The 25,815-nt window shown below is 59.8% G+C and carries 26 protein-coding genes; 17 read left to right on the top strand and 9 right to left on the bottom strand.

From position 1 onward, the window contains the following. Positions 1–92 precede the first annotated feature (92 nt). The 8 genes from miaB to trmB all read left to right on the top strand — a co-directional run bounded on the left by miaB (position 93) and on the right by trmB (position 8,960). On the top strand, positions 93–1,496 hold the full coding sequence (gene miaB / locus AGR1_RS11615) for a tRNA (N6-isopentenyl adenosine(37)-C2)-methylthiotransferase MiaB (protein ID WP_149147340.1): 1,404 nt from the start codon (positions 93–95) through the stop codon (positions 1,494–1,496). 40 nt (positions 1,497–1,536) lie between these two features. Next, positions 1,537–2,592, top strand: a complete 1,056-nt coding sequence (locus AGR1_RS11610; protein WP_077984425.1) for a PhoH family protein — start codon at positions 1,537–1,539, stop codon at positions 2,590–2,592. A gap of 10 nt (positions 2,593–2,602) precedes the next feature. Next, positions 2,603–3,109, top strand: coding sequence for an rRNA maturation RNase YbeY (ybeY, locus tag AGR1_RS11605; protein ID WP_149146962.1), 507 nt, complete (start codon positions 2,603–2,605; stop codon positions 3,107–3,109). A gap of 15 nt (positions 3,110–3,124) precedes the next feature. Continuing rightward, complete coding sequence (locus tag AGR1_RS11600) at positions 3,125–4,270, top strand: hemolysin family protein (RefSeq protein WP_149146961.1); 1,146 nt, start codon at positions 3,125–3,127, stop codon at positions 4,268–4,270. Between the two features lie 224 nt (positions 4,271–4,494). Further along, on the top strand, positions 4,495–6,078 hold the full coding sequence (lnt, locus tag AGR1_RS11595) for an apolipoprotein N-acyltransferase (protein ID WP_149146960.1): 1,584 nt from the start codon (positions 4,495–4,497) through the stop codon (positions 6,076–6,078). A 139-nt stretch (positions 6,079–6,217) separates the two neighbouring features. Continuing rightward, the gene (locus tag AGR1_RS11590) at positions 6,218–6,637 is read left to right on the top strand and encodes a helix-turn-helix domain-containing protein (protein WP_080793244.1); all 420 of its coding nucleotides are present in this window, start codon (positions 6,218–6,220) and stop codon (positions 6,635–6,637) included. 190 nt (positions 6,638–6,827) lie between these two features. Further along, entirely contained in the window at positions 6,828–8,090 is a 1,263-nt protein-coding gene (gene metK / locus AGR1_RS11585; RefSeq protein WP_080791480.1) for a methionine adenosyltransferase, read from the top strand. Positions 8,091–8,261: 171 nt separating this feature from the next. Next, on the top strand, positions 8,262–8,960 hold the full coding sequence (trmB, locus tag AGR1_RS11580) for a tRNA (guanosine(46)-N7)-methyltransferase TrmB (RefSeq protein WP_080791479.1): 699 nt from the start codon (positions 8,262–8,264) through the stop codon (positions 8,958–8,960). A gap of 62 nt (positions 8,961–9,022) precedes the next feature. Here the strand turns inward: trmB and AGR1_RS11575 are convergent, their stop codons facing one another. Beyond that, positions 9,023–9,922 carry a ribokinase gene (locus AGR1_RS11575; RefSeq protein ID WP_149146959.1) on the bottom strand — a complete coding sequence of 300 codons (900 nt, stop codon included), beginning with the start codon at positions 9,920–9,922 and terminating at the stop codon, positions 9,023–9,025. Positions 9,923–9,976: 54 nt separating this feature from the next. Continuing rightward, on the bottom strand, positions 9,977–11,170 hold the full coding sequence (locus AGR1_RS11570) for a DNA recombination protein RmuC (RefSeq protein ID WP_187772121.1): 1,194 nt from the start codon (positions 11,168–11,170) through the stop codon (positions 9,977–9,979). A gap of 149 nt (positions 11,171–11,319) precedes the next feature. On the opposite strand from AGR1_RS11570, the gene def reads away from it, so the two are divergent. The 3 genes from def to truA are packed head-to-tail and all read left to right on the top strand — an operon-like array spanning position 11,320 to position 13,616. Beyond that, entirely contained in the window at positions 11,320–11,832 is a 513-nt protein-coding gene (def, locus tag AGR1_RS11565; protein WP_080791476.1) for a peptide deformylase, read from the top strand. Positions 11,833–11,877: 45 nt separating this feature from the next. Continuing rightward, positions 11,878–12,813, top strand: a complete 936-nt coding sequence (fmt, locus tag AGR1_RS11560; protein WP_149146957.1) for a methionyl-tRNA formyltransferase — start codon at positions 11,878–11,880, stop codon at positions 12,811–12,813. Then, positions 12,813–13,616, top strand: coding sequence for a tRNA pseudouridine(38-40) synthase TruA (truA, locus tag AGR1_RS11555; protein ID WP_080791474.1), 804 nt, complete (start codon positions 12,813–12,815; stop codon positions 13,614–13,616). The genes fmt and truA overlap by 1 nt, the downstream gene beginning before the upstream one ends. 22 nt (positions 13,617–13,638) lie before the next feature. Here the strand turns inward: truA and AGR1_RS11550 are convergent, their stop codons facing one another. From AGR1_RS11550 to dapD, 3 genes are read right to left on the bottom strand one after another with little or no spacing between them, the layout of a single operon-like run. Then, a complete protein-coding gene (locus tag AGR1_RS11550) occupies positions 13,639–14,235 on the bottom strand; it encodes a hypothetical protein (protein ID WP_080791473.1) in 597 nt (198 codons plus the stop codon). Continuing rightward, positions 14,219–15,415 carry a succinyl-diaminopimelate desuccinylase gene (dapE, locus tag AGR1_RS11545; protein WP_149146956.1) on the bottom strand — a complete coding sequence of 399 codons (1,197 nt, stop codon included), beginning with the start codon at positions 15,413–15,415 and terminating at the stop codon, positions 14,219–14,221. The genes AGR1_RS11550 and dapE overlap by 17 nt, the downstream gene beginning before the upstream one ends. Before the next feature lie 15 nt (positions 15,416–15,430). Beyond that, positions 15,431–16,285 carry a 2,3,4,5-tetrahydropyridine-2,6-dicarboxylate N-succinyltransferase gene (gene dapD, locus AGR1_RS11540; protein WP_003520045.1) on the bottom strand — a complete coding sequence of 285 codons (855 nt, stop codon included), beginning with the start codon at positions 16,283–16,285 and terminating at the stop codon, positions 15,431–15,433. A gap of 143 nt (positions 16,286–16,428) precedes the next feature. On the opposite strand from dapD, the gene AGR1_RS11535 reads away from it, so the two are divergent. Further along, positions 16,429–17,289 carry an LOG family protein gene (locus AGR1_RS11535; protein WP_137409698.1) on the top strand — a complete coding sequence of 287 codons (861 nt, stop codon included), beginning with the start codon at positions 16,429–16,431 and terminating at the stop codon, positions 17,287–17,289. Positions 17,290–17,457: 168 nt separating this feature from the next. Beyond that, a complete protein-coding gene (locus AGR1_RS11530) occupies positions 17,458–19,785 on the top strand; it encodes a methyl-accepting chemotaxis protein (RefSeq protein ID WP_149147339.1) in 2,328 nt (775 codons plus the stop codon). A 71-nt stretch (positions 19,786–19,856) separates the two neighbouring features. Here AGR1_RS11530 and AGR1_RS11525 read toward each other — a convergent pair whose 3' ends face one another. Further along, the gene (locus AGR1_RS11525; protein WP_080791470.1) at positions 19,857–20,801 is read right to left on the bottom strand and encodes a nucleoside hydrolase; all 945 of its coding nucleotides are present in this window, start codon (positions 20,799–20,801) and stop codon (positions 19,857–19,859) included. Between the two features lie 206 nt (positions 20,802–21,007). Between AGR1_RS11525 and AGR1_RS11520 the strand changes: the two genes are divergently transcribed. Together AGR1_RS11520 and AGR1_RS11515 are read left to right on the top strand one after the other, a co-directional pair. Beyond that, the gene (locus AGR1_RS11520) at positions 21,008–21,433 is read left to right on the top strand and encodes an Hsp20 family protein (protein WP_080791469.1); all 426 of its coding nucleotides are present in this window, start codon (positions 21,008–21,010) and stop codon (positions 21,431–21,433) included. Positions 21,434–21,489: 56 nt separating this feature from the next. Beyond that, entirely contained in the window at positions 21,490–21,747 is a 258-nt protein-coding gene (locus AGR1_RS11515) for a DUF1150 family protein (RefSeq protein WP_149146955.1), read from the top strand. Between the two features lie 40 nt (positions 21,748–21,787). Here the strand turns inward: AGR1_RS11515 and AGR1_RS11510 are convergent, their stop codons facing one another. Beyond that, positions 21,788–22,396, bottom strand: coding sequence for an EF-hand domain-containing protein (locus AGR1_RS11510; RefSeq protein ID WP_149146954.1), 609 nt, complete (start codon positions 22,394–22,396; stop codon positions 21,788–21,790). A 100-nt stretch (positions 22,397–22,496) separates the two neighbouring features. Continuing rightward, positions 22,497–23,210, bottom strand: a complete 714-nt coding sequence (locus AGR1_RS11505) for a pyrimidine 5'-nucleotidase (RefSeq protein WP_149146953.1) — start codon at positions 23,208–23,210, stop codon at positions 22,497–22,499. Positions 23,211–23,316: 106 nt separating this feature from the next. Between AGR1_RS11505 and AGR1_RS11500 the strand changes: the two genes are divergently transcribed. After that, positions 23,317–24,234, top strand: a complete 918-nt coding sequence (locus tag AGR1_RS11500; protein ID WP_149146952.1) for a DMT family transporter — start codon at positions 23,317–23,319, stop codon at positions 24,232–24,234. A gap of 45 nt (positions 24,235–24,279) precedes the next feature. Here the strand turns inward: AGR1_RS11500 and argB are convergent, their stop codons facing one another. Then, entirely contained in the window at positions 24,280–25,164 is an 885-nt protein-coding gene (gene argB, locus AGR1_RS11495) for an acetylglutamate kinase (protein ID WP_003503698.1), read from the bottom strand. A 271-nt stretch (positions 25,165–25,435) separates the two neighbouring features. Here argB and AGR1_RS11490 point away from each other — a divergent pair, with 271 nt between their 5' ends. Beyond that, positions 25,436–25,813 (top strand): hypothetical protein, encoded by a 378-nt coding sequence (locus AGR1_RS11490; RefSeq protein ID WP_149146951.1) that lies wholly within the window; start codon positions 25,436–25,438, stop codon positions 25,811–25,813. Positions 25,814–25,815 lie beyond the last annotated feature (2 nt).

Raw genomic sequence — 25,815 nt, 5'->3', positions numbered from 1 at the left:
AGCTTTTCCGGCATTTTTCTGTTTAATCTGGCCGGGAAAAACACTAGATAGCCGCCATGACCCAGGAAACGCTCGGCCTTGACGCCGCACCCATGATCGCCCGCGAGGGTTCGAACAGCCAGCCCGCATCCATCGCGCGCGATGGGGCAAGCAGCCGTAAGGTCTTCATCAAGACCTATGGCTGTCAGATGAACGTCTACGATTCCGTCCGCATGAGCGATGCGCTGGCGAAGGATGGTTACGTTCAGACGGAGGATATGGGCGAGGCGGATCTGGTTCTACTGAACACCTGTCACATCCGCGAAAAGGCGGCGGAAAAGGTTTATTCCGCGCTTGGCCGTCTGCGTGACATGAAAAAGTCTCGCGAAGAGCAGGGCAGGGAATTCATGATCGGCGTTGCCGGCTGCGTGGCGCAGGCGGAAGGCGAGGAAATCCTGCGCCGTGCGCCCGCCGTCGATGTTGTCATCGGCCCGCAGACCTATCACCGCCTGCCCGACGCCCTGAAGCGGGTGCGCGGCGGTGAGCGCGTCATCGAGACCGAATATGCGGTTGAGGACAAGTTCGAGCACCTGCCGGTCGCGGAGAAAGCGACACTGCGGACACGCGGCGTCACGGCATTCCTGACCGTGCAGGAAGGCTGCGACAAGTTCTGTACCTTCTGTGTCGTGCCCTATACGCGCGGTTCGGAAGTCTCCCGACCCGTGCGCCAGATCGTCGATGAGGCGATGAAGCTCGTCGATGCTGGCGTGCGCGAGATCACGCTGCTGGGCCAAAACGTCAATGCCTGGCAGGGCGAAGGTCCGAAGGCCGAGAAATGGGGCCTTGCCGAACTGCTTTACCGGCTGGCGGAAATTCCCGGCCTTGCGCGGCTTCGCTACACCACCAGCCATCCGCGCGACATGGACGAGCGCCTGATCGGCGCGCATCGCGATCTGCGCATCCTGATGCCCTATCTGCACCTGCCTGTTCAGTCCGGCTCGGATCGCATTCTGAAAGCGATGAACCGTCGCCATACGAGTGAGGAATATATCCAGCTTATCGAAAAAATCCGCGCCGCCCGCCCTGATATTGCCATGTCGGGGGACTTTATTGTCGGTTTCCCCGGTGAGACGGATCGCGACTTCGAAGATACGATGGCGATGGTCGAGGCCGTGAAATATGCGCAGGCCTTCTCGTTCAAATACTCCACCCGCCCCGGCACGCCGGGAGCCGATCTCACCGATCAGGTTGCGGAAGAGGTGAAGGCCGAACGACTGGAAAGATTGCAGGCCCTGTTGCTGCGGCAGCAGAAGGAATTTGCTGAATCGCTGGTCGGAAAAACCATGGATGTGTTGCTGGAAAAGCCCGGTCGCATGCCTGAGCAGTTGATAGGTCGCTCTCCTTGGCTGCAATCCGTGAATCTTGATGCAAAGACGTTGAAAATCGGTGACATTGTTAATGTACGAATCACCGCAACGGGTCCAAACAGCTTGTTTGCCGAGGTGGCAGGCAGTTAGAGTGAGGAGCCGACACTGATTGGGACAGGAGCCTGACCGCTTGAACGCACACGAATTGGTATCAAATTCATCGCGCCAGCCACGCCAAGCCGCGACCGACGCCAATCACTTCGTCCTCACGTTCGAGAATAACAGGATAGCGGGAGAGCTATTCGGTCAGTTCGATCAGAACCTGAAGCTCCTGGAGCAGCGCCTCAATATCGACGCTCGACCGCGCGGCAATTCCGTCGCCATCACCGGCGATGTCGTTGCCACCAATCAGGCTCGTCGGGCGCTGGATTTCCTTTATGAACGGCTGCTCAAGGGCGGAACCGCCGAGGTTTCCGATGTCGAAGGCGCGATCCGCATGGCTGTGGCCGCGGACGACCAGTTGACCTTGCCGACGATGGAACGCAAGGCGAAGATTTCCATGGCGCAGATTTCCACACGCAAGAAGACCATCGCTGCCCGCACGCCGACGCAGGACGTCTATATGCGGGCGCTGGAGCAATCCGAACTGGTTTTCGGTGTCGGTCCCGCCGGCACCGGCAAGACCTATCTTGCCGTCGCTCATGCGGCGCAGCTTCTGGAGCGCGGCGCGGTTGACCGCATCATCCTCTCACGCCCTGCCGTCGAAGCGGGTGAGCGTCTTGGCTTTCTGCCGGGCGACATGAAGGAAAAGGTCGATCCGTATCTGCGCCCGCTTTACGACGCGCTTTATGACATGATGCCGGGCGACAAGGTGGAGCGCGCCATTCAGGCGGGCGTCATCGAAATCGCGCCGCTCGCCTTCATGCGCGGTCGCACGCTGGCCAATGCCGCCGTTATTCTGGACGAAGCCCAGAATACCACGACCATGCAGATGAAGATGTTCCTCACCCGCCTTGGCGAGAACGGCCGCATGATCGTGACCGGCGACCCGAGCCAGGTGGATTTGCCGCGCGGCGTGAAATCCGGTCTTGTCGAGGCCCTGCAAATCCTTGGCGATGTGGAAGGCGTGTCCGTCGTGCGCTTCAAGGATGTCGATGTCGTTCGTCATCCGATGGTGGCGCGTATCGTCCGGGCCTATGAGTCCCATACGGCGGTGCCGGATGAGAGCCTCCTGAAGGGCGACTGACATAAAGACGATGGCAGTTCTGGATATTCAAATCAGCGTCGAGGCCGAAGGCTGGTCTTCGGAAGAGGACTTGGCTGCCTTTGCCATCAGGGTGCTGGATGCGGCGGTCGATTTTCTGAAGCGGGAAGAGGACCAACCCTTCCCGAAAATGCCGGTGGAACTGTCGCTGGTCTTCACCGACGACGAAAATATCCGGGAAATCAACGCCGAATGGCGCGACAAGGACAAGGCGACCAATGTCCTGTCTTTCCCGGCTTTTCCGCTGGAGCCGGGCGGAATGCCAGGCCCCATGCTGGGCGATATCGTTATCGCACGCGAGACGGTTGAACGCGAGGCCCTTGAACTTGAGAAGAGTTTCGAGGATCATCTGACCCATCTGCTCGTTCATGGGTTCCTGCATTTGTTCGGTTATGACCACATGGACGGGGAAGAAGCGGAAGAAATGGAGTCGCTTGAGACTCGCATTTTGGCGGTGCTTGGCCTATCTGATCCTTACGCGGGTCAGGAACCGCTTTAAATATTGTCTGGAGCCATGAACGAACATTCTGCACGACCTGCCAATGAGGGCAGAGAAAACGGCGAGCAGTCCTCTTCGGAGGAGGGCAGTAGTCACTTACGTCAGGACTACAATGCCAAACCGAAATCGACCATCTGGTCACGCATTGCACGGTTGCTGAAACCATCTCAGGGCGAGCGCTTGCGCGAGGATTTGACCGACGCGCTGATGGACGACACCGAAATCGGTGCGGCCTTTTCGCCCGAAGAACGGGCTATGCTCAACAATATCCTGCGTTTCCGCGAGGTTCGGGTCGAAGACATCATGATCCCTCGCGTGGATATTGATGGCCTCGATGAGAATATGACGATCGGCGAGGCGCTGATCCTCTTTGAGGAAACCGGGCGTTCCCGTATGCCTGTCTATGACGAGACGCTGGATAACCCGAAGGGCATGATCCACATTCGCGATCTGCTGGCCTATGTCGCCAAGCAGGCCCGCAACAAACGCCGGGCCGGTTCGCGAAGCGTTGCTTACGGTGAGGTGAAGGCGCCGCGTTCACCGCGGCCGAATTTCGACCTGGGACGTGTCGATCTGGAGCAGACAGTCGCCGATGCCGGACTGGTTCGCAAAATTCTTTTTGCGCCGCCCTCCATGCTGGCTTCCGACCTTTTGAAGACGATGCAGGCCCAGAGAACCCAGCTTGCGCTGGTGATCGATGAATATGGCGGCACCGACGGTCTCGTCAGCCACGAGGATATCGTCGAAATGGTCATCGGCGACATCGATGACGAGCACGACAAGGACGAGGCGATGTTTTCGCGTCTTTCCGCCGATGTGCTTGTCGCGGATGCACGTGCGGAACTCACCGAACTTGCCGAGGCGATTGGTCCGGCATTCGATGTTCGTGAACACCTGGAGGAAATCGATACGCTCGGCGGTCTCATCTTCTTCGCGCTCGGCCGCATTCCGGCCAAGGGCGAGGTGGTCCGGGCCGTTCCAGGTTTCGAGTTCCAGATACTCGATGCGGATAGCAGGCGCATCAAGGGCGTTCGTATCGTCCGGGATCACGGCTCCGAAGGTGAGGATGATCGCGCTCCGGGCGAAGCGGACGCCAATGAGGTGATTGCGCTACCTGCGCCGGCTGTTCGCCTCATCACGCATCAGCATAATGCCGATTGAGAAAGGTCGACGGGGTTTTCCCCGTCGCGCCCTTCTTTCGACATCTCTCAATCCGACAGCTATGAATGCCTGTGTCCGGCGTCGAAAAGAACACATGGCGCTTCGGTCGCCATGCCTGCTGTGGACTGCGAATCTTTTTTCCTTTACGTCGGGTCTGAGGGGAAATTCCGCGGCGCGGCCTTGTCGGCTGCGGGCTTTTCCCGACGTGCATAAACGGAGATGGCATGGAGCGTCTTGCAGGCAGGGTAATGCTGGCCGGCGGCATGAGCCGCGCAGTTATGGCGATTGCTGCAGGTGCGGTCGGGGCGCTCGCTCTGCCTCCATTCGGCTTTTTCGCGGCGCTGTTTTTCTCTTTCACCCTGCTTGTCTGGCTCGTGGACGGCTGCACGGGCAAACCTGGGGGCGGCCTCTTCAGCCGCATCATGCCGGCCTTCGGCATCGGCTGGTGTTTCGGGCTCGGTTACTTCGTGGCGGGCCTATGGTGGCTCGGCAATGCTCTCCTGCTGGAGGCCGATGAATTCGCCTGGGCACTGCCGCTCGCCATTCTTGGCCTCCCCGCTTTTCTGGCGTTGTTTTACGGTTTTGCGGTTGCCGCAGCCAACCTCCTCTGGTCGGAGGGCCTTGGCCGTATCGCTGCACTTGCTGCCGCGTTCGGCTTTTCAGAATGGCTGCGCAGCTTCCTGGCCACCGGCTTTCCCTGGAACGCGATTGGCTACGGCATCATGCCCGTCCCGATCATGATGCAGTCGGTGCATCTGCTTGGCCTTTTCAGCATAACGACGCTTGCGGTTTTCATTTTCGCCTCGACCGCACTGATAGGCACGAAAAAAGGCATGTGGCCCGGTCTCGCCGTGGCGGGCCTGCTGCTGGTCGGCCATTTCGGGTATGGCTTTTACCGCCTCCAGACGCCGGCGGAGGTGCCCGCAGACGCACTGACCGTTCGGATCGTGCAGCCTTCCATCGATCAGTCACGCAAGATGCTGAACGCGGACAGGGCGGAGATTTTCGGCGAGCATCTGCGGCTCTCGGCTCTGCCGCCGGGCGAAGGGAAAAAGCGCCCTGATATCATTGTCTGGCCGGAAACCTCCGTGCCGTTCATTCTGACGCAGAATCCGGATGCTCTGGCGGAAATCGCCAAAACGCTGGAGGATGGGCAGGTGCTGTTCACCGGTGCCGTCAGAATGGAAGATCAGGGGGCAGGCCGCCCGCCGCGTTATTACAATTCGGTCTATGCGATCGATAGCCAGGGCGAGATCATCGGCGCGACCGACAAGGTGCATCTGACGCCCTTTGGCGAGTATGTGCCCTTTGAAGGTATCCTGCGGGAATTCGGCATCGACAATGTCATCGCTTTGCCGGGAGGCTTTTCCGCCGCCTCGTCGCGCACCCCGCTCACGCTTCCTTCGGGCAAGACCTTCTATCCTCTCATCTGTTACGAGATCATTTTCCCAGGTGAGATGACGCCGGGACTGGCCGGCTCGGCCGCCATCCTGAATGTGACCAATGATGGCTGGTTCGGTGATACGCCAGGCCCCTATCAGCATTTTCTGCAGGCGAGAGTCCGGGCCGTTGAGACGGGCGTGCCGGTGATTCGCGGCGCCAATACCGGGATTTCCGCCGTCATAGACCCTTATGGACGCATTATTGCGGGGCTCGATTACGGTCGGGTGGGAATTGTTGACGCCACTTTGAGTGGTGGGTCAAACGACGCATTCACTTACGACACACATCGGACGTATTTCTGGTTGATTTTTTCTATCTTGATGATCGTTGCGGTATTTCCCGCCTTGAGTTTCGCTCGGCGCTAGAATTGACCGGGAACCCCTGTAATTGCATAGTGAATACGTCAGTCGTAAAACAAGTTTAGACGCTGTCGAATTGCCGACTCATTTCTTCGAATAGTAATGAAGCGAGATATCAACCTTTTCCGAGTGTCAGGACCGCATGATGACCGAGAATAAGAAAAAGCCTAACCCGATCGACATTCATGTCGGAAGCCGAATTCGCCTTCGCAGAACCATGCTGGGCATGAGTCAGGAAAAGCTGGGCGAAAGCCTCGGAATTACCTTTCAGCAAATCCAGAAATATGAAAAAGGCACGAACCGCGTTGGCGCCAGCCGCCTCCAGAATATTTCCGGTATTCTCAATGTGCCGGTCTCCTTTTTCTTCGAAGATGCACCCGGCGATCAGGCTGGCGGCACACCTGGCATGGCGGAGGCGTCAAGCTCCAATTATGTCGTCGACTTCCTGTCCTCGGCTGAGGGTCTGCAGCTGAACCGCGCCTTCGTGAAGATCGCCGACCCGAAGGTCCGCCGTCGCCTCGTGGACCTCGTCAAGGCGCTCGCCGCTGAGGGTGACGCCGAGTAGGCGCAGCCCGCACGACGCAGAAAATTTCCGGCAGGGGACGCCGGACACTCAACGGTCCGCAAGGACCGTTTTTTTGTGAGCGATTAGAAAGGAATTCTCACATAAAGATATATTTATGTGGTTGTGTCCTTGTTTTTCACGGCCGAAATGACTAACAAACTCCAAGACCGTTCTTTGAGGGGAATCCCGCATGCGTGCCAATTACCTGTTCACCAGCGAGTCCGTGGCTGAGGGTCATCCGGACAAGGTTTGTGATCGTATCTCCGATGAAATCGTGGATCTCATCTATCGTGAAGCGTCCAAGACGGGCGTTGACCCGTGGACCGTGCGCATCGCATGCGAAACGCTTGCGACGACGAACCGCGTCGTTATCGCCGGTGAAGTTCGGGTTCCCGATACGCTTCTGAAGAAGGACAAGGACGGCAAGATTCTCAAGGACGCCGCTGGTCATCCGGTCATCAACCCTTCGAAGTTCAAGTCCGCCGCCCGCAAGGCGATCCGCGATATCGGCTACGAGCAGGATGGTTTCCACTGGAAGACCGCCAAGATCGACGTTCTCCTGCACCCGCAGTCGGCTGACATCGCGCAGGGCGTGGACAACGCCTCCGACAAGCAGGGCGACGAGGGCGCCGGCGATCAGGGCATCATGTTCGGTTATGCCTGCAAGGAAACGCCGGACCTCATGCCGGCTCCGATCTATTATTCTCACCGTATCCTGCAGTTGCTCGCCGCCGCCCGTAAAAGCGGCGAAGGCGAAGCGGCGAAGCTCGGCCCCGACGCCAAGAGCCAGGTCACGGTTCGTTATGTCGACGGCAAGGCGGCGGAAGCCGTATCCATCGTTCTGTCCACACAGCATCTCGATGCAAGCTGGGATTCGAAGAAGGTTCGCGCCGTTGTCGAACCCTATATCCGCGAAGCTCTGGGTGACCTGAAGATCGCTGACGATTGCCAGTGGTACATCAACCCGACCGGCAAGTTCGTCATCGGCGGTCCCGATGGTGACGCCGGCCTGACGGGCCGCAAGATCATCGTCGACACCTATGGCGGCGCTGCGCCCCACGGTGGCGGTGCATTCTCCGGCAAGGACACGACCAAGGTCGACCGTTCCGCCGCCTATGCCGCCCGTTATCTCGCCAAAAACGTCGTGGCGGCCGGTCTTGCCGAGCGCTGCACGATCCAGATTTCCTACGCAATCGGCGTCGCCCAGCCGCTGTCGATCTATGTCGATCTGCATGGCACCGGCAAGGTCAGCGAAGACCAGGTCGAGGCCGCGATCCGCAAGGTCATGGACCTGTCGCCGTCGGGCATTCGCCGTCATCTCGATCTTAACAAGCCGATCTACGCCAAGACCTCCTCCTACGGCCATTTCGGCCGCAAGGCCGGCCGTGACGGCTCCTTCTCCTGGGAGAAGCTCGATCTGGTGAAGCCGCTCAAGGAAGCTCTGAGCGCTTGAAGCATTTCCAGTAAAATTGCGTAGCGGTTTTATCTCCGGAAAATGCGTCAACTGGATATCGCGCTTGTTATTTGGCGGCGATTGAGGGATACCGTCACCAACTTTTGTAACCCGCACAGTGCCCAACGTGGTGCTGTGCGGGTTAAATCTATTTGTTGTTGAGAGTATGAGATGACGGAAGAACGGCGTTCGCGCGCGACGGAAGCGTTTTTTGGCAGACGCAAGGGCAAGCCTCTACGCAATCAGCAGGTCGATACAATCGAGAACCTGTTGCCTTTGCTGAAAATCGATCTGGAAAGCGCCCCGCCGCAAAATCTCGCCGCTCTTTTTCCCGCGGATGTGCGGTCAATCCGTCTGGAGATCGGCTTTGGCGGCGGCGAGCATCTCGCTCACCGCGCGGTTGAAAACCCGGAGACGGGTTTCATCGGCGTGGAGCCCTTCGTCAACTCCATGGCCAAGCTGCTCGCCGCCGTGCGCGAGCGCGAGTTGATGAATATCCGCCTTTACGACGATGATGCAACGCAATTGCTGGACTGGCTGCCCGAGGGATCGATCGATCATATCGACCTTCTCTATCCTGACCCGTGGCCGAAGAAGAAGCACTGGAAGCGTCGTTTCGTTTCAGACGTCAACCTCGCCCGTTTCCATCGCGTGTTGAAACCCGGTGGCAAGTTCTGCTTCGCGTCTGACATCGATACTTACGTCAACTGGACGCTGCAGCATTGCGCCCGGCATGGCGGCTTTGAGTGGACGGCGATGAGCGCTGACGACTGGCGCACGCCCTACGCCAACTGGCCGGGCACGCGTTACGAGAACAAGGCGAAAAGAGAAGGCCGCAGCTCGGCCTATCTCACCTTCATTCGCCGCTAAAGCATTTCCAGTAAAGTACGCAGCGGTTTTACGTCCGCAAAATGCGCTACCGGTAAGATCCCTCAGAGGGCCGCATCCACTTCGGCTGCCAGCGGAATGGAAGGTTGCGCGCCGGCGCGCGTGCAGGCGAGGGAGCCTGCAACGGCGGCACGCTTCAGCGCCTTTTCGAAATCCATCCCCTGATCGAGGCTGGCGGCCAGATATCCACAGAAGGTATCGCCCGCACCGACGGTATCGACCGGTTCGATCTTCAGCCCAGAAGCCCTGAAAACCTTGCCATTGCGCATGGCGATCACGCCATCTGCGCCAAGTGTGACGATCAAAGTCTGGCCGGTCCTCTCGTGAAGGGCCTTGAGTTCGTTTTCCCGCTCGGCGTTGGAGAGGCCATTCTTGCCGATCAGCAGCTCGAACTCGGTTTCATTGGCAATAACGATATCGGCGAGACCAGCGAGACGCGGTCCGTCTGCGGTCAGCGGTGCGGTGTTGATCACGGTGGTGATGCGTTTTGACTTTGCAGCCGTCAGCGCCGCTTCGATAGCGGACGCGGGTATCTCAAACTGCAGCATCAAGATATCGCCCGCCGACATTTCAGCCAGGGCTTTCACGGCGTCGGATGCGGAGACTTCACCATTGGCGGCGGGAATGACCGAGATCATGTTTTCCCCGCCTTCGCCGATAAGGATCACTGCCGTCCCCGTAGGCCCGGGCGTGGTCTTCACCAGTGAGAGATCGGTGCCGGCGTCGCGCAGCAATGTCAGCGCCGGCGCGGCAAAGGTGTCATCGCCCGCAGCCCCCGCCATCTTGACCGTAGCGCCCGCACGCCGTGCAGCCAGCGCCTGGTTGGCGCCCTTGCCACCGGCGGCCGTGGAGAAGGTCTCGCCCGTCACGGTTTCGCCGGGCTTTGGCAGGCGTTTGGCGGTGGCGACGAGGTCCATGTTGATGGAGCCGAAAACAGTAATCATGGGGCGCTGGGTCCGTATGAAATTTAAGCAAGGCGGCGACTTTGCCCGAGACGATCACTCGTCGTCAACCACCCGCAATTTCGCCGCACCGGCTCGGTTTTCCGCAAAGCGCCGGGCCTGCTCGATTTCCCCATGCGAAGTCTCTTTTTCCGTCGGCGAAAAATCGAGACCTTCGATTTTCTGGCCGCGCGCCAGCACCTTGTCGGAAGAAATCAGCATCATGTCGATGTCTTTCTGCGCCAGCCCGAAATGGGCCTGGAGCTTTCGTGTCCTGTCGTCCAGCCGCCGCACATCGTCCATGAGCAGCGCCACTTCACCCTGAATGAGATGCGCCTGCTCGCGCATGCGCTGGTCCTTCAGCACCGATTGGATAACCTGCACAGACAGCATCAAGAGCGACGGCGAAACAATGACGACCCGGGCGCGATGGGCGCGCTGCACCAGATATTCGAAATGCTGGTGAATATCGGCGAAGATCGATTCGGAGGGCACGAAGATGAAGGCCGTATCCTGCGTCTCGCCGCGGATGAGGTATTTCTCGGCCACATCACGAATATGCACTTCCATATCGCGGCGGAACTGTTGAACGGCGGCGCGTTTGGTTTCGGGCGTCTCGTCCGCCTTGATGGCGTTCCATGCTTCCAGTGGAAACTTGGCGTCGATGACGAGCGGCGGTGCATTATTGGGCATCTTGATGGTGCAGTCCGGCCGGTAGCCGTTCGAAAGCGTCGGCTGCAACTTGAAGGCTCCTGCCGGAAGCGCATCGGCAATCAACGTCTCCATGCGCGCCTGTCCGAAGGCGCCGCGCGTCTGCTTGTTGGAAAGGATTGCCTGCAATCCGACCACGTCCTTTGCCAGATCCTGAATATTGCCCTGCGCGGCGTCGATGACCGCCAAGCGCTCCTGCAGGCGGCTTAGATTCTCATGCGTCGACCGGGTCTGCTCCGTCAGCGTTTCACCAAGGCGTTGCGACATGCCGTCAAGGCGCTGGTTCAGTGTCTGGCTCATCTCGCTCTGCCGCGTGCCAAGCGTTTCCGCCATGGCCGCGATCCGCCCATGCAATTCGGACTGTGTTTTCAGAAGGTCGGAGATTTCACCATCGGCTCCCGCTTTTTTCGACCGGTTCGCCGTGACAAGCCACGTCACGGTGAGGCCGAAAACCGCGGCAGCGAGAAGCGCGCCGAAGCTGATATCGACGGAGCCGGCCCGCAGCGCGGGTTGGAGGAGAACTGAAAAGTCTATGCTCATGGCCAAATCTAACAGATTTCCAATGATTCGTAAGATCAAAACAAGAACATTCCTGCGGCAGAAATGAGTCGGTCGAAGCGCATGCCACCGGCGGTTTTCACTATCGTGTTTTTTATTTCCTCCGCGCGAGAGATACGTTATGGGAAGCCATGACCATCAAACCGCTTATCATTTTGCCCGATCCCGTGCTGCGCCAGCAATCCAGGCCCATCGAACAGGTGGATGCCGAGGTGCTGCGCCTTGCTGACGACATGCTGGAAACCATGTATGATGCGCCGGGCATCGGTCTCGCCGCCATTCAGATCGGCGTGCCGCGCCGCATGCTGGTGATCGACGTCGCGCGTGAAGGCGAAGAAAAGACCCCGATCGTCTTCATCAATCCGGAAATCCTCAAGGTGTCGGACGATGTCTCGACCTATGAGGAAGGCTGCCTCTCTATCCCCGATTATTACGCCGAGGTGGAGCGCCCCGCGTCGCTCACGGTGCAATATGTCGGCCGTGACGGCAAGCAGCAGACGGTCGAGGCCGATGGCCTGCTCGCGACCTGCCTGCAGCATGAGATCGACCACCTGAACGGCGTTCTCTTCATTGACCACATTTCGCGGCTGAAGCGCGACATGGTCATCAAGAAATTCACGAAAGCGGCCCGCGCAAAGATCTGATCCGTCCTCTTTGGGCTGGAGTGGACGACAGGGAAGGGGGCGACGATGGCTCTTCGCATCATTTTTATGGGCACGCCGGATTTTTCCGTTCCCACCCTGCGTGCACTGGTGGAGGCCGGCCACGAGATCGCTGCTGTCTACACCCAGCCGCCGCGTCCCAGCGGTCGCCGTGGTCTCGATCTGCAGAAGTCCCCTGTGCATCAGGCCGCTGAACTGCTGGGCCTGCCGGTGCTGACGCCGGTGAACTTCAAGGCAGAGGAAGATCGCCAGCAGTTCCGGGAATTCAATGCCGATGTTGCCGTTGTCGTGGCTTACGGACTGTTGCTGCCGGAACCGATCCTCAGCGGTACCCGCCTTGGTTGTTACAACGGCCACGCCTCGCTGCTGCCGCGCTGGCGCGGTGCTGCTCCCATTCAGCGGGCGATCATGGCCGGCGACCCCGAAACCGGCATGATGGTCATGAAAATGGAAAAGGGGCTCGATACCGGTCCCGTCGCGCTGACCGCCAAGGTCGCGATCGGCGATAACATGACGGCCGGCGAGCTGCATGACAGCCTGATGCTAACAGGTGCGCGGTTGATGCGGCAGGCGATGGAGAAGTTGGAAGCCGGCGACTTGCCCCTCGTCACGCAGGCGGAAGAGGGCGTGCTCTATGCCGCGAAGATCGACAAGGGCGAGACCCGCATCGATTTTTCGAGGCCGGCGCAGGATGTGCATAATCACATTCGCGGCCTTTCGCCGTTTCCCGGCGCATGGCTGGAAATGGACATTGGCGGCAAGACAGAGCGCGTGAAGGTTCTTTCCTCCGAACTGGCAAGCGGCATGGGAGAAGCGGGCGCAGCGCTCGACGATGCTCTGACCATTGCCTGCGGTAGCGGCGCCGTGCGGCTCACCCGTTTGCAGAAGGCAGGCGGCAAGCCGATGTCGGCTGCCGATTTCGTGCGCGGCACGCCGGTGCCGGCCACCACGAGGCTCGGCTGATGCCACGTTTCCGCATGACCGTTGAATATGACGGCACGCCTTATTACGGCTGGCAGAGACAGGATAACGGCCCCTCGGTTCAGGGAGCGCTGGAGGCTGCGGTTCGCTCGCTGACGGGAGAAAGCGTCTCCATTCGCGGCGCCGGCCGCACCGATTCCGGCGTGCATGCCGTCGGGCAGGTCGTCCACGTCGATCTTTCCCGAGACTGGGAGCCCTATAAGCTTCGCAACGCGCTCAATGCGCATCTCGCCATGGCGGGCGAAGCCGTGGCCGTGCTCGACGCCGCTTCCGTGACCGAGGATTTCGACGCCCGCTTTTCCGCCCTTCGTCGACACTACCTCTACCGCATCATCTGCCGCAAGGCCCGGCTGGCGCTGGAGCACAAGCGGGCCTGGTGGGTGTCGAAGGACCTCGAGCACGAGCGCATGCATGAAGCCGCCCAGATGCTGGTCGGCCGGCATGATTTTACCACCTTCCGTTCTGTCCATTGTCAGGCGAACAGCCCCGTGCGCACGCTGGACCGGCTGGATGTGACGCGCACCGGCGATCTCATCGAGATACGTGCGACGGCGCAGAGCTTCCTGCACAACCAGATCCGATCTTTCGCGGGCACGCTGAAACTGGCGGGTGAAGGCGCGATGACGCCGGAGGATGTGCGCGCCGCATTGGAGGCGCGGGATCGCAAGGCCTGCGGCCCGGTCGCGCCGCCGGACGGTCTCTATTTCATGCAGGTCGATTATCCCGACGTCATTCCGCCGCGTCGTAGATACCCTGAAGCCGATAGGGCTGAGGACGCAGACTGACCGTTAAAACCCAGGCCGGTTCTCAGGCCGGATAAACGCCGAGAAAGCGCTGCAGCGCTTCCGAAAGAAGCATGCCCGGCACCAAAAGCGTCATAACGATGGCCGAGACGAGCAACGACTGGTCGCGGATGAAGAACCGCACAATTCGCGAGAAGGCGAAAACCAGCGACAGAAGCAGCGCCAGCCAGAGAATGGCGATCAGCCCCTGCAAGGGCGGCAGGAAGAATGCGATCAGGATCAGAACCGCATAAGCGTAGGAAAATGGCAGCGACAGCCAGTTCATGGTGGTGACGAGCGGTGCGAATTTTTCCCGTGCGCCGAAGGCAAAGAGCAGCATACCGATCAACAGCAGCGGCACGATCCAACAGATGGCTTCGACCATCGCCAGACGGAAGAAGAAGATGAAGCCCGTTCCGGTGCCGGGTGGGTAGCTGGCGAGGAAGGCGGCGCGCAGCCAAAGCCATGAAACCAGCATGGCCGGCAGGCACCAGAGGACGGAATAGAAGGATCGCCACATGCCGCGCTCGGAGAGATCCAGATAACGTGCGCCATTATGGTCGCCGAGCAGCAGAAGCCACAGGCCCGTCAGATAAAGCCTTATTTCACTTGCCGTTGGCATGGGCGAACCAGCGTTCGATAAAGGTCTCGTAGATGCGTGTCAGTGTCTCGAGATCGGCAACGGCCACGCGTTCATCGACCATATGCATGGTCTGCCCGACGAGGCCGAATTCCACCACCGGGCAATAATCCTTGATGAAGCGCGCATCCGAGGTGCCGCCGGTGGTCGAAAGCTTCGGTTCTTTGCCTGTCACGGCCTCCACCGCGCCGGAAAGCGAGGAGATGAGCGCATTGTTCCGCGTCAGGAAAACATGGGCCGGGCGGTCCGCCCAGACGATGTCGTATTTCACCGGTGCGCGTTCAGGGCGAAGCTCGCCGTCTGCCGCAGCGGCGTCGAGGCGACGGATGATTTCCGCGCGTAGGCTTTCCGCCGTCCAGCTGTCGTTGAAACGAATGTTGAAGGAGGCTGTCGCCCGCGCCGGGATGACATTGGTGGCGACATTACCGGTGTCGACGGTCGTCACTTCCAGATTGGACGGCTGGAAATTGTCCGTGCCGTGATCGAAGGGCGGATGCATCAGCGCATGGGTCAGTTGCAGCAGACCGCGAACGGGGTTGTCGGCGAGATGCGGATAGGCCGCGTGGCCCTGAACGCCGTGGACCGTGATGCGGCCGGAAAGCGATCCCCGGCGGCCGATCTTGATCATGTCGCCAAGCTGGTCGGGATTGGTCGGCTCGCCAACCACGCAGGCGTCCCATGTCTCGCCTTTGGCGGCTGCCCATTCCAGCAGCTTGGAAGTGCCGTTGATCGACGGGCCTTCCTCATCGCCTGTAATCAGGAAAGAAACGGAGCCGTCCGGCTTGCCGTGTTTTTCGATATAGCGGGCGATCGCGGCCACGAAACAGGCAATCCCGCCCTTCATGTCCACCGCACCGCGACCGTACATTTCCCCGCTGGCAATCTCCGCCGAGAAGGGCGGATGGCTCCATGCGGCCTCGTCACCCACAGGCACGACATCCGTATGGCCCGCAAACATCAGATGCGGACCCTCCGTGCCGAGCCGGGCGTAAAGGTTTTCCACATCGGGTGTTCCCGCCTCGCTCGCCACCATCCTGTCCACCTTAAAGCCAAGCGGCGAAAGCAGGTTGTCGAGCAGGGAAAGCGCGCCGCCTTCCACAGGCGTTACCGAAGGGCAACGGATGAGGGCGGCGAGATTGGCAACGGGATCGGTTGTGGTCATGGCAGTCGCTTTATATCAGTCGCGCAGAAGCTCGTTGATGCCGGTCTTGGAACGGGTCTTTTCATCGACGCGCTTGACGATCACGGCGCAATAGAGGCTTGGGCCCGGTTCGCCGTTCGGGAAAGGCTTGCCCGGCATGGTGCCGGCAACGACGACGGAATAGGGCGGCACTTCGCCATAGGTGATCTCGCCGGTGGCGCGGTCGACGATCTTGGTGGACTTGCCGATGAAGACGCCCATACCGAGAACCGCGCCTTCACGCACGATGCAGCCTTCGACGACTTCCGAACGGGCGCCGATGAAGCAATTGTCCTCGATGATCGTCGGGCCCGCCTGCAAGGGCTCCAGAACGCCGCCGATGCCGACGCCGCCCGAAAGATGCACATTCTTGCCAATCTGCGCGCAGGAGCCGACCGTCGCCCAGGTGTCGACCATCGTGCCTTCATCGACATAGGCGCCGAGGTTGACGAAAGACGGCATCAGCACGACGTTCTTGGCAACGTAAGCCGAGCGGCGCACGACGGCGTTCGGCACGGCTCGGAAACCGGCGGCGCGGAACTGGTTTTCGCCCCAGTTTTCAAACTTCGACGGCACCTTGTCCCACCAGGTGGATTCGCCCGGTCCGCCGGTGACGATCTCCATATCGTTCAGGCGGAAGGAGAGAAGCACGGCTTTTTTCAGCCATTGGTTCACTTTCCAGCTTCCGTCAGCCTGCTTTTCGGCCACGCGCGCCTTGCCGCTGTCGAGAAGTTGAAGAGATGTGTCCACGGCGTCGCGAACCTCGCCCTTCGTCGATACGTTCACACCATCGCGGTTGTCGAATGCGGTTTCGATGATGGTTTCGAGGGAGGTTAGATCCGTAAGGCTCATGGAAAATTCCTTGAATGTCGCGTGTGTCGTGGTCACGGCGGGTCCCGCGCCGCTGGAAGGCTTTGGTCATTTGATCTAAGGGAGTGTTGGAAAGGCGTCAATGTGATTTGGGTGATTTGGCGCGTCAGACGAAAGGCATGGAAATGACACGACTGAAAAACGGCAAATTGCGGCGCAAAGACGGGGTATGGGACCCGTTGAAGCGCAGCTCTGCGGACAAGCAGCAGGCCGAGGTCATTCCCAGGACGCCACAGTCGGATTCCCCGTCCTACCGGCTTGCCTATGCGGACATGGATTTTCTCTGCCGCGAGGAACTGCGTCCCGTCAGGCTTCAGCTGGAACTTCTGAAGACAGAAATGGCGCTGGCCGAGCGGGGCATCAAATCCACCGTCGTCATGTTCGGCGGCGCCCGTATTCCTGAACCCGGCGGCGAAGCCTGGGCGGCGCGCAACGAGACGCAGAAGCGCAATCTGGAGCAATCCTCGGTTTATTACGACGAGGCGCGCAAGTTTGCCCGTCTCTGCACCGATTATGCCGCGAAATCAGATCACCTCGAATATGTCGTGGTCACCGGCGGCGGTCCCGGTGTCATGGAAGCGGGCAATCGCGGCGCTGCCGATGCCGGCGGCCCGTCTATCGGCCTCAACATCGTCCTGCCGCACGAGCAGGCGCCGAACCCCTATGTGACACCGGAGCTGAGCTTCAACTTCCACTATTTCGCCATTCGCAAGATGCATTTCCTGATGCGGGCGAAAGCGGTGGTGATCTTTCCCGGCGGTTTCGGCACGCTTGATGAGCTCTTCGAAACATTGACGCTTATCCAGACGAAGCGCATGGAGCCCATTCCACTCGTCCTGTTCGGTGAGAAATTCTGGCGATCGGTAATCAATTTCAAATTCCTGGCGGATTTCGGAACCATTGCACCGGACGATATGAATTTGCTGCATTTCGCCGAAACCGCCGAAGATGCATGGAAAGTCATCTCGGCCCACTACGAACACTGATTATGCTTGGCGCGGCGAAGTAATTTTAGGGTTTAATTAGCAATCTTCTTCTAATTTCACCTCGTCGCGCTGCAGCGCACTGTCCACTGTGGACGGGCCTCCATGACGGAGATTTATCATCCGTTGACGTCAGCCTTTTTCGGGGCGGGCGATTTGATCGAGGCCAAAATGTTCAATTTCCAAGTGAAGTCGCTTGCGACGAAGCTGATCCTCGTAACCGGCTGCGCCATCACCACGGTTCTCGTTGCATCGAATTCCTTTCTCATTTCCCAGACGAGTGAGCGCGTGCACGCGCTGACCATGGATCAGGCCAATACGGAAGCGCGCGCCATCGCCAATGTGATCGCCGCCGATGTGGGCGAACTCGGCAGCGCCGCACGCTCCATGGCCGGCGTCATCGGCCGCGCGCATCAGGCGAAATCGATGGACCGCCCCGGTATCGTCAACATCCTCAAGGCCAATGTCGAGCAGAATACTTTTGCTTTCGGAAGCTGGTTTTGCGAGCAGCTCGGCCTTTTTGATGGACAGAGCACGGAGATTGCGGGCAGGCTCGATCTTGGCACCAATGAAAACGGCGCGTTTGCGCCCTATTGGTCGAAGACCCAGAAGGGCGACATCCAGTTTTCGACCTTCAAGAACGATTATGCGGCGGAATGGTATGCGCTCGCCGCCAAATCCGGCAAGGGCGCCATTACCCAGCCCTATCTCGCCGAAGGCACGGAAGTACCCACAACCATGACCTCGCTTGCCTATCCGGTCATGTCAGACGGCAAGATGATTGGCGTGGCGGGTGTCGATATCTCGCTGGCCTCGCTGTCGCAGAAGCTGCAGGCGCTGCATCCTTTCGAGACCGGCCGCGTAACGCTCGTTTCGCAGGGCGGCCAGTGGCTGGTGCCGCCGACGCCCGAGCAGAACATGAAGGCTTACGACGGAGACGGTGCGAGCACCGTGCAGGCGGCGATTACCTCCGGCAAACAGGGCCTCATTGAAAATCTCGGCCTCGATACGGACGCGCCCTATAACCGTCTCGTTTATCCCTTCGCCGTTCCGGGTCTCAACGCGACCTGGGTGGTGCTCGTGGATATTCCCCATCAGGCCCTGAACGCACCGGTTCAGGAACAGACCTACATGATGATCATCGGCGCAATCGTCATTCTCGCCGCCGTCATCACCGCGCTTTATTTCGCCGTGCGCCATTTCGTCCGCAATCCGCTTGCCTCGCTGGTGTCCGACGTCAGGACGCTGAGCGACGGTCGCTACGATGTGCCGGTTTCCGGACAGGAACGCCGGGATGAGACGGGTGCGGTGGCTACTGCGCTTGAAGGTTTCCGCGCGAAGCTTGCCGGCATCCGCGAGATGGAGGCCGAAGCCGAGGCCCAGCGTGGTCACGCGGAAACGGCGCGCCAGCGCTCGGAATCCGAGCGTACTGAAAACAGCCGGATGCAGCAGCATATTGTCGGCGTGCTGGGTGCTGGTCTCAATGCGCTTTCGCAGGGCAATCTCACCTACCGTATCGAGGACGAGTTCCCCGGCGAATATGCGAAGCTGCGCGAAGACTTCAACTCGGCACTTGCGAGCCTTGAGGAAACTGTTTCCACCGTCAATGCAACCGTCGTCAGCATCGGCAACGGCACGGGCGAGATCACCCGCGCTGCCAGCGATCTTTCGCACCGCACGGAACAGCAGGCCGCAAGCCTGGAAGAAACCGCCGCCGCCCTCAATGAGCTGACCGCGCAGGTGAATTCCAGCGCGGAAAACGCCGCAGAGGCGGCCGGAGCCGTCAGCCATGCCTGCGACGATGCGGGCAAATCGGGTGAAGTCGTGCAGCAGGCCGTGAACTCCATGGAAGGCATCGCGCAATCGTCGGCCGAAATCTCCCGCATCATTGGGGTTATCGACGAGATCGCCTTCCAGACCAACCTTCTGGCGCTGAATGCGGGTGTGGAAGCCGCGCGCGCCGGTGATGCTGGCAAGGGCTTTGCCGTCGTAGCACAGGAAGTGCGCGAACTGGCGCAGCGGTCCGCCACCGCGGCCAAGGAGATCAAGGGCCTCATCAACACCTCGGCCACCCAGGTGGACGAGGGCGTTCAACTGGTCGGCAAGGCCGGTGCGACGATGAAAAAGATCGCCGATCAGGTTCTGCAGATCAACCAGTTGATACGGCAGATTTCCGCCTCCGCCAGCGAGCAGGCGGTAGGCCTTAAAGAGATCAATTCCGCCGTCACGCAGATGGATCAGGTTACCCAGCAGAATGCGGCGATGGTGGAAGAAACCACGGCGGCCAGCGTGACGCTGAACAGCGAGGCCGAAACGCTGAAGTCGCTCGTTGCCGGTTTCTCCGTTTCCGGCGGCCATTCCAGCCAGCAATTGCGCGCCACGGCAGCGGCAATGCGTGCGCCCGCTGCTCCGGCAAGGGCACCCGCTGCGGCTCCCCGCGCCCGTCCGAGAACCAGCGGTGCAAACGCGCTGGCGCAGGATGACTGGACGGAGTTCTGACAGGTCTTTCTGACTTCAAATAAAAAGGGCCGCTGGGGATACCAGCGGCCCTTTTTCGTATTCGTATTCCGTCACAGACGGGCGAAACGTTCCGTCAGCAATTCGAAGAAGCCGTCGGCGTTCACCTTGCGCATCACACGGGCATTGGCGGGTCGTTCGGTAACATTCCACCAGTCCACAACTGTCATGCCCATGGTGAGTTCGGAATGGACCTCGATTTCGACATTGCATTCGCGACCCTGAAACAGTTCGGGTTTGACGAGATAGGCAATGACGGTCGGATCATGCAGCGGGCCGCCGTCCGAACCGTACTTCTCAATGTCGAAACGCTCGAAGAACTCCAGCATTTCCGCCATAGCGATGGCAGGGCGCGTGCCGATATCGCGAATGCGGCTGACGCGCGCCTTGGTCGTCAGCAACTGATGGGTGACGTCGAGCGGCATCATGACGATCGGCATGCCGGAGCGGAAGACGATATCGGCGGCCTGCGGGTCGACATAGATGTTGAATTCCGCTGCCGGTGTGATGTTGCCGCCCTCGAAGAAGCCGCCGCCCATCATCACCAGCTCCTTGACGCGGTCGGCGATTTCCGGGGCCTTCAGGAGCGCCAGCGCCACATTGGTCAGTGCGCCGAGCGTGCAGAGCGTTACGGTGCCGGCGGGTTCCCGCATCAGCGTTTCGATGATGAAATCGACCGCATGCTGCTTTTGCGCTTCCATGGTCGGCTCATCGAGAACCGGGCCGTCGAGGCCGGTGCTGCCGTGAACGTGCTCGGCGGTGATGGGCTTGCGCACCAGCGGCTTCTCTGCGCCCTCATAGACGGGAATATCGGTGCGGCCGCACAATTCGCTGATAATGCGGATGTTGCGGCTGGTCAGCTTCAGCGGAACGTTGCCGGCGACGGCGCACAATCCGAGAATGTCGATTTCCTCGGGGCTTGCGAAGGCGAGCATGATTGCCGCCGCGTCGTCCTGGCCCGGATCGGTGTCGATGATGATTTTTCTGCGTTCTGCCATGTCTTGTCCGCCGTTGAGATGAGTGCTTTTTTCGAGCGGCGGGTGCTCACTTGTCAAGTCTCATTCCCCGGTGTCCCCTTTGCTCGTCGCCGCGTCTTGCGTATTGCGGTTGTGCTTCCCATATTGCAGGGGCCGGTGCGATTGACCGGCGAGGTTGCCGGAAGCGGGACCACGAAACGTCGCTTGGTTGCAAGGACAAAAGAGACATGAGCCGCATGACGCCATTCACCCACCCGCTTTTGCTGGGTTTTGATGCCATGGAAAAAACGCTGGAGCGCATGGCTAAGGCCAATGACGGCTATCCTCCCTACAATATCGAGCGCCTGCCGGGCAGTGACGATGTGCCGGAGCGCCTGCGCATCACCATCGCGGTTGCCGGTTTTTCACAGGACGATCTGGATGTGACGACGGCTGACAATCAGCTCGTCATTCGCGGACGCCAGCAGGAACAGGAGAAACGCGATTTTCTCTATCGCGGCATTGCGGCGCGCCAGTTCCAGCGGGTTTTCGTGCTTGCCGATGGCATGCAGGTCAGGGAAGCGCGCCTACGCAACGGCCTTCTTTCCATCGATCTGGTCCGGCCGGAAATTTCAAACGTGGTGAAGAAAATTAATATTTCCGTCTCAGAGTAGACCATGAACGCCAGAATCCGGCACGAATCGCTCGGCGTGAAGAAGGAGGCTGAAATATGCTGTTGAAAGAAGCGCATGCGCGTCTCACCCAATCCCAGTTCGCCCATATCGGCGAAGGTGAAGTGGGATATATTCGCAAGATCCGCGCGGAAGACGTCAACCGCTGTTTCCCGGAAGCGCCCGATCTTGATCCGCAGTTGGACCTTTGGGCGCTGTTCGGTGCAGATGGTACGCCGATCCTCCTGACGGACAACCGGTCCAGTACGTTTTTCAAGGCTGCCGAAGACGATCTCCAGACCGTCAGCCTGCATTGAAGAAAAAAGCCCGCTTTTGAGCGGGCTTTTCTTTCGCGGGTTAAAGGAACGGGCGGTCCGGCATGTCGTCGATGGAGATGACGCCGTCCTTGTTCTTGTCCAGCCGTTCAAACATCTTTTCGCCGGCGGCGGTGAATTCTGCCTTGCTGACCTGACCGTTCTCGTCGGCATCGGCCCAGCGGATCAGCGCGAAGCCTGCGCCCTTGCCGCCATGCTTGCCCCAGCCCTGATGGCCGAAACGGCCGCCATGTTCGCGCTCGGCATGTCTTTCGGCGCGCTTGCCCTCGGGGCCTTTGCCGTCTTCGGCTTTGGCCTCCTCACGCTCGGGACGGGGATTGGCGGCGCGGAAAGCTTCCATTTTCGCCTGGCGATACTCACGCATTTCCTTCGGCGTGATCGAGCCGTCCTTGTCCTTGTCGATCTCGGTGAAAAGCGCGTCCTGACGGGCGGCGAATTCTTCCTTGGAAATCTTGCCGTCCTTGTTGGTATCCGCAACCTTTAAGAGGTGAACGAAAGCGGCTTCCTGGCGGATTGGCATGCGATCCTTATGGCCTTTGCCGGGTGCGGCGAAACTTGCCGTTGCGGCCGTGCTGAGCACAAGGGCTGCGCCAAGAGCAGACAGGGCGATTTTTCGTGTGGTCATCGTCATTACCTTTCTTTGGTGTCCCTGAAGAGAAGATAATGACGTCTAGCAAACCCCACCACTTAAACATCCGTAAGGTGGATGAAGCTTCGGTAATGTTCGCTGCTCAGCCTGTGATGGTTTTCGTCAGGAAGCCGGTCAGGTCGTCGGTGATGTAGTCGATATGCGCATCCGTGACGGCGGGGATTTCCCAGCGCTCCATGACGACGTCCTCAAGATTGGCGGGGACGAGCAGCACGGTCTTCATGCCAAGCGCCTTGGGCGCCGCGAGATTGCGGGGTAAATCCTCGAACATGGCGGCTTTTTGCGTGTCGAGCTTCGCAAGCGCCGCGAACTTCTCATAGGTCGCGCTGGCCGGTTTCGGCAGATAGCCGGCGGCGACGATATCGAAAATATCCTCGAAATGATCGAGAATGCCGAGCGCACCGGCGGCGGCCTGCGCATGTTTGACGCTGCCGTTGGTAAGGATGAATTTGCGGCCCGGCAAAGCCTTGATTGCCTCACCCAGTTCCGGATGCGGCTTCAGCGCCGAATAATCGATGGCATGGGCGCGTTCCAGAAACTCGTCCGGGCTGATGCCGTAATGGATCATCAGGCCCTGCAGCGTCGTGCCGTGGTCGTGATAATAGCGCTTCTGCAGCACGCGGGCTTCGTCGGGGTCGAGCTTCAGAAGCTCCGCCACATAGGCCGTCATGTTACGGTCGATCTGCGAAAACAGATTGATGTGATGCGGATAGAGCGTGTTGTCGAGATCGAAGACCCATTCGCTCACATGGGCGAAATCGGCGGCTTCGGGCAGGTTTTTCGGCTTTGTGTCCATGAGCTGTTTTATGCCCGTTTCGAAGGCCGAAGAAAATCGAAAAGGCGACGATTGATCAGAAAATCGGGCTTGGCTGCGGCCTCCCGCGCATGATACCGCCAAAGCCATGGAACTCTGGATTGGCATCACTTTCGCAAGCGCGTTCTTGCAGAACCTGCGCTCGACCCTGCAGAAGCACCTCAAGGGCATGATGGGGACGACGGGCGCGACCTTCGTGCGCTTCGTGTTCGGCATGCCTTTCGCTCTCGCCTATCTTGCTTTCCTGCATTTCGGGCTCGGTCGCCCTCTGCCGGTGCCGAACATGTCCTTTGCGGTGTGGGCGACGGTCGGCGCCATGGCGCAGATTGCCGCCACCTTCCTGCTGGTGCACCTGTTCTCTTTCCGCAATTTCGCGGTTGGAACGGCCTATTCCCGTACAGAACCGGCACAGGCAGCACTGTTCGCGCTTATTTTCATCGGGGAAAGCGTCAACGGCGGCACATTGGCGGCCATCGCCATCTCGGTCGCCGGCGTCATGCTGATTTCGGTGGCGCGCACGGAAGTCACGCCCGCTTCCTTCTTCACTTCGATCTTCAGCCGGACGGCGGGTATTGGCCTTGCCTCGGGCGCTTTTTTTGGCCTCTCATCGGTCGCCTATCGATCGGCGTCGCTTGCGCTTGCGCCGAGCCTTCCGGCTCCGGATGCGATGATGCAGGCGGGCTTTACTCTGGTTGTCGTCATCGTCATGCAGACGGTGTCGATGTTCCTGTGGATCGTCTGGCGCGAGCGGGAAGAGTTGTGGCGCATCGCCCGGGTGTGGAAACCGTCACTTGCGGTCGGTTTCGTGGGCGCTACGGCCTCGTTCGGCTGGTTCACGGCGATGACCCTGCAGCAGGCCGCCGTGGTGAAGGCATTGGCGCAGGTGGAGATGCTTTTCGCCTTCGCCTCGACCGTGCTTTTCTTCAAGGAGAAGATCAACCGGCTCGAACTGTCCGGCTGCCTGCTGATTGTCGTGGGCGTGCTGTCGCTGCTGGCATTCGGCTGAATGCCAGCAGTGGCGGAGGGGCTTGCCATCCGCCGCTCCAGCGTATCAGGGCACGATGAGCGTGCCGGCGCCTTCAGTGAAGATTTCCAGAAGGACGGAGTGGGGCGTCTTGCCGTTGAGGATCACCACGCCCTGAACACCGGCCTTGATGGCGTCGATGCAGGTTTCGACCTTCGGGATCATACCGCCGGAAATCGTGCCGTCCTTGATGAGCGCACGCGCCTGAGAGACGGTGAGTTCCTTGATGAGTTCCTTGTTCTTGTCGAGAACGCCGGGAACGTCGGTGAGAAACAGCAGACGCGAGGCGTGAAGCGCACCCGCAATCGCGCCGGCAAAGGTATCGGCATTGATATTGTAGGTGGCGCCATCGCGGCCAGGCGCGACCGGGGCGATGACCGGGATCATTTCCGACTTGGCGAGCAGGTCGAGCAGGGTGCGGTCGACTTCGGTGACTTCGCCGACGAAGCCTAGATCGAGCACACGTTCGATATTGCTGTCAGGATCGATGACGGTCTTTTTCGCCTTTTCGGCAAAGACCATGTTGCCGTCCTTGCCGCACAGGCCGATCGCCCATTCGCCCGTCTGGTTGATGAGGGCGACGATTTCCTTGTTGATCGAGCCGGCCAGGACCATTTCGACGATCTCGACCGTCTTGGCGTCGGTGACGCGCAGACCGCCCTCGAATTTCGATTCGATACCCATCTTGGTCAGCATCGCGCCGATCTGCGGGCCGCCGCCATGTACGACGATGGGGTTAATGCCCGATTGCTTCAACAGGGCGATGTCTTCCGCGAAAGCCTTGCCGAGCGTGGAGTCCCCCATGGCGTGGCCGCCATATTTCACCACGATGGTCTTGTTCTCGTATTTCTGCATGAAAGGCAGAGCTTGTGCGAGCAGCCGCGCCTGAGTTTCGCTTTCGGAAGACGTCATCTAAAAACCTCGGTCTGTGGTTGCGGCCGTTGAAAGCCTGCCACCGCTCTAAAGCAAGTCTTTGACGGATGAAATAACCTCCTGGCCTTATTGTGTCGGCAGCGGTCAATTTTCTTTTTTTTGGCTGTCCCGGCCCTGTAATGAGATTGACATAAAGGCCCAATGGGACCAGCCTTGCACGGAAAAGGGGAGGGGTTAATTCAGGGTGACAGGTGATGTCGCGCGCCGCGGGAGCGATGCTGACCTGAACGACCGAGGAGCGAGAAACCACATGACGGCACCCGATCGAGACAAGCAAAGCGGCTTGCAGGATGAAGTGCTTGCGGGCGAATATGTGCTGGGTGCCCTGCCGCCGGAAAGCATGGCGGAGCTTGCCAAGCGCGTCAAACGCGACCGCCAGTTCGCGGCCATGGTCAGGCGCTGGCGGGACAATCTGGCGGAAACCGAATATCGCGAAAACGCGACTGTCGCCGCGCTACTGGAACGGGACCCAAGCCGCTCCGGCCTGCCATTCAGGGGCCAGCCGCTACGGGGCGGCAGCATGTTCGTAGCCATATTTTCGGAGGTCTGGCATTCCGTGCGCTTCTGGCGCCTTCTGGCGTTGACGGCGATGCTCTGGACCGCCGTTCTGCTTTTCACCATCGCCTGAGA

Source organism: Agrobacterium sp. B1(2019) (genome assembly GCF_008274755.1).
Classification (GTDB): Bacteria; Pseudomonadota; Alphaproteobacteria; order Rhizobiales; family Rhizobiaceae; genus Agrobacterium; species Agrobacterium salinitolerans.
Note: the sequence above shows the minus strand (reverse complement) of the source record. Positions and strands in the feature narration are given on the sequence as shown.

Coding starts and splice junctions, on each gene's coding strand:
- AGR1_RS11530 (WP_149147339.1), top strand. CDS start 17,458: ATGTTCAATTTCCAAGTGAAGTCGCTTGCGACGAAGCTGATCCTCGTA.
- dapD (WP_003520045.1), bottom strand. CDS start 16,285: ATGAGCCTTACGGATCTAACCTCCCTCGAAACCATCATCGAAACCGCA.
- dapE (WP_149146956.1), bottom strand. CDS start 15,415: ATGACCACAACCGATCCCGTTGCCAATCTCGCCGCCCTCATCCGTTGC.
- AGR1_RS11570 (WP_187772121.1), bottom strand. CDS start 11,170: ATGAGCATAGACTTTTCAGTTCTCCTCCAACCCGCGCTGCGGGCCGGC.
- AGR1_RS11525 (WP_080791470.1), bottom strand. CDS start 20,801: ATGGCAGAACGCAGAAAAATCATCATCGACACCGATCCGGGCCAGGAC.
- AGR1_RS11520 (WP_080791469.1), top strand. CDS start 21,008: ATGAGCCGCATGACGCCATTCACCCACCCGCTTTTGCTGGGTTTTGAT.
- argB (WP_003503698.1), bottom strand. CDS start 25,164: ATGACGTCTTCCGAAAGCGAAACTCAGGCGCGGCTGCTCGCACAAGCT.
- AGR1_RS11590 (WP_080793244.1), top strand. CDS start 6,218: ATGACCGAGAATAAGAAAAAGCCTAACCCGATCGACATTCATGTCGGA.
- AGR1_RS11535 (WP_137409698.1), top strand. CDS start 16,429: ATGACACGACTGAAAAACGGCAAATTGCGGCGCAAAGACGGGGTATGG.
- AGR1_RS11490 (WP_149146951.1), top strand. CDS start 25,436: ATGACGGCACCCGATCGAGACAAGCAAAGCGGCTTGCAGGATGAAGTG.
- truA (WP_080791474.1), top strand. CDS start 12,813: ATGCCACGTTTCCGCATGACCGTTGAATATGACGGCACGCCTTATTAC.
- trmB (WP_080791479.1), top strand. CDS start 8,262: ATGACGGAAGAACGGCGTTCGCGCGCGACGGAAGCGTTTTTTGGCAGA.
- miaB (WP_149147340.1), top strand. CDS start 93: ATGATCGCCCGCGAGGGTTCGAACAGCCAGCCCGCATCCATCGCGCGC.
- fmt (WP_149146957.1), top strand. CDS start 11,878: ATGGCTCTTCGCATCATTTTTATGGGCACGCCGGATTTTTCCGTTCCC.
- AGR1_RS11510 (WP_149146954.1), bottom strand. CDS start 22,396: ATGACGATGACCACACGAAAAATCGCCCTGTCTGCTCTTGGCGCAGCC.
- ybeY (WP_149146962.1), top strand. CDS start 2,603: ATGGCAGTTCTGGATATTCAAATCAGCGTCGAGGCCGAAGGCTGGTCT.
- def (WP_080791476.1), top strand. CDS start 11,320: ATGACCATCAAACCGCTTATCATTTTGCCCGATCCCGTGCTGCGCCAG.
- lnt (WP_149146960.1), top strand. CDS start 4,495: ATGGAGCGTCTTGCAGGCAGGGTAATGCTGGCCGGCGGCATGAGCCGC.
- AGR1_RS11600 (WP_149146961.1), top strand. CDS start 3,125: ATGAACGAACATTCTGCACGACCTGCCAATGAGGGCAGAGAAAACGGC.
- AGR1_RS11505 (WP_149146953.1), bottom strand. CDS start 23,210: ATGGACACAAAGCCGAAAAACCTGCCCGAAGCCGCCGATTTCGCCCAT.
- AGR1_RS11515 (WP_149146955.1), top strand. CDS start 21,490: ATGCTGTTGAAAGAAGCGCATGCGCGTCTCACCCAATCCCAGTTCGCC.
- metK (WP_080791480.1), top strand. CDS start 6,828: ATGCGTGCCAATTACCTGTTCACCAGCGAGTCCGTGGCTGAGGGTCAT.
- AGR1_RS11500 (WP_149146952.1), top strand. CDS start 23,317: ATGGAACTCTGGATTGGCATCACTTTCGCAAGCGCGTTCTTGCAGAAC.
- AGR1_RS11575 (WP_149146959.1), bottom strand. CDS start 9,922: ATGATTACTGTTTTCGGCTCCATCAACATGGACCTCGTCGCCACCGCC.
- AGR1_RS11550 (WP_080791473.1), bottom strand. CDS start 14,235: ATGCCAACGGCAAGTGAAATAAGGCTTTATCTGACGGGCCTGTGGCTT.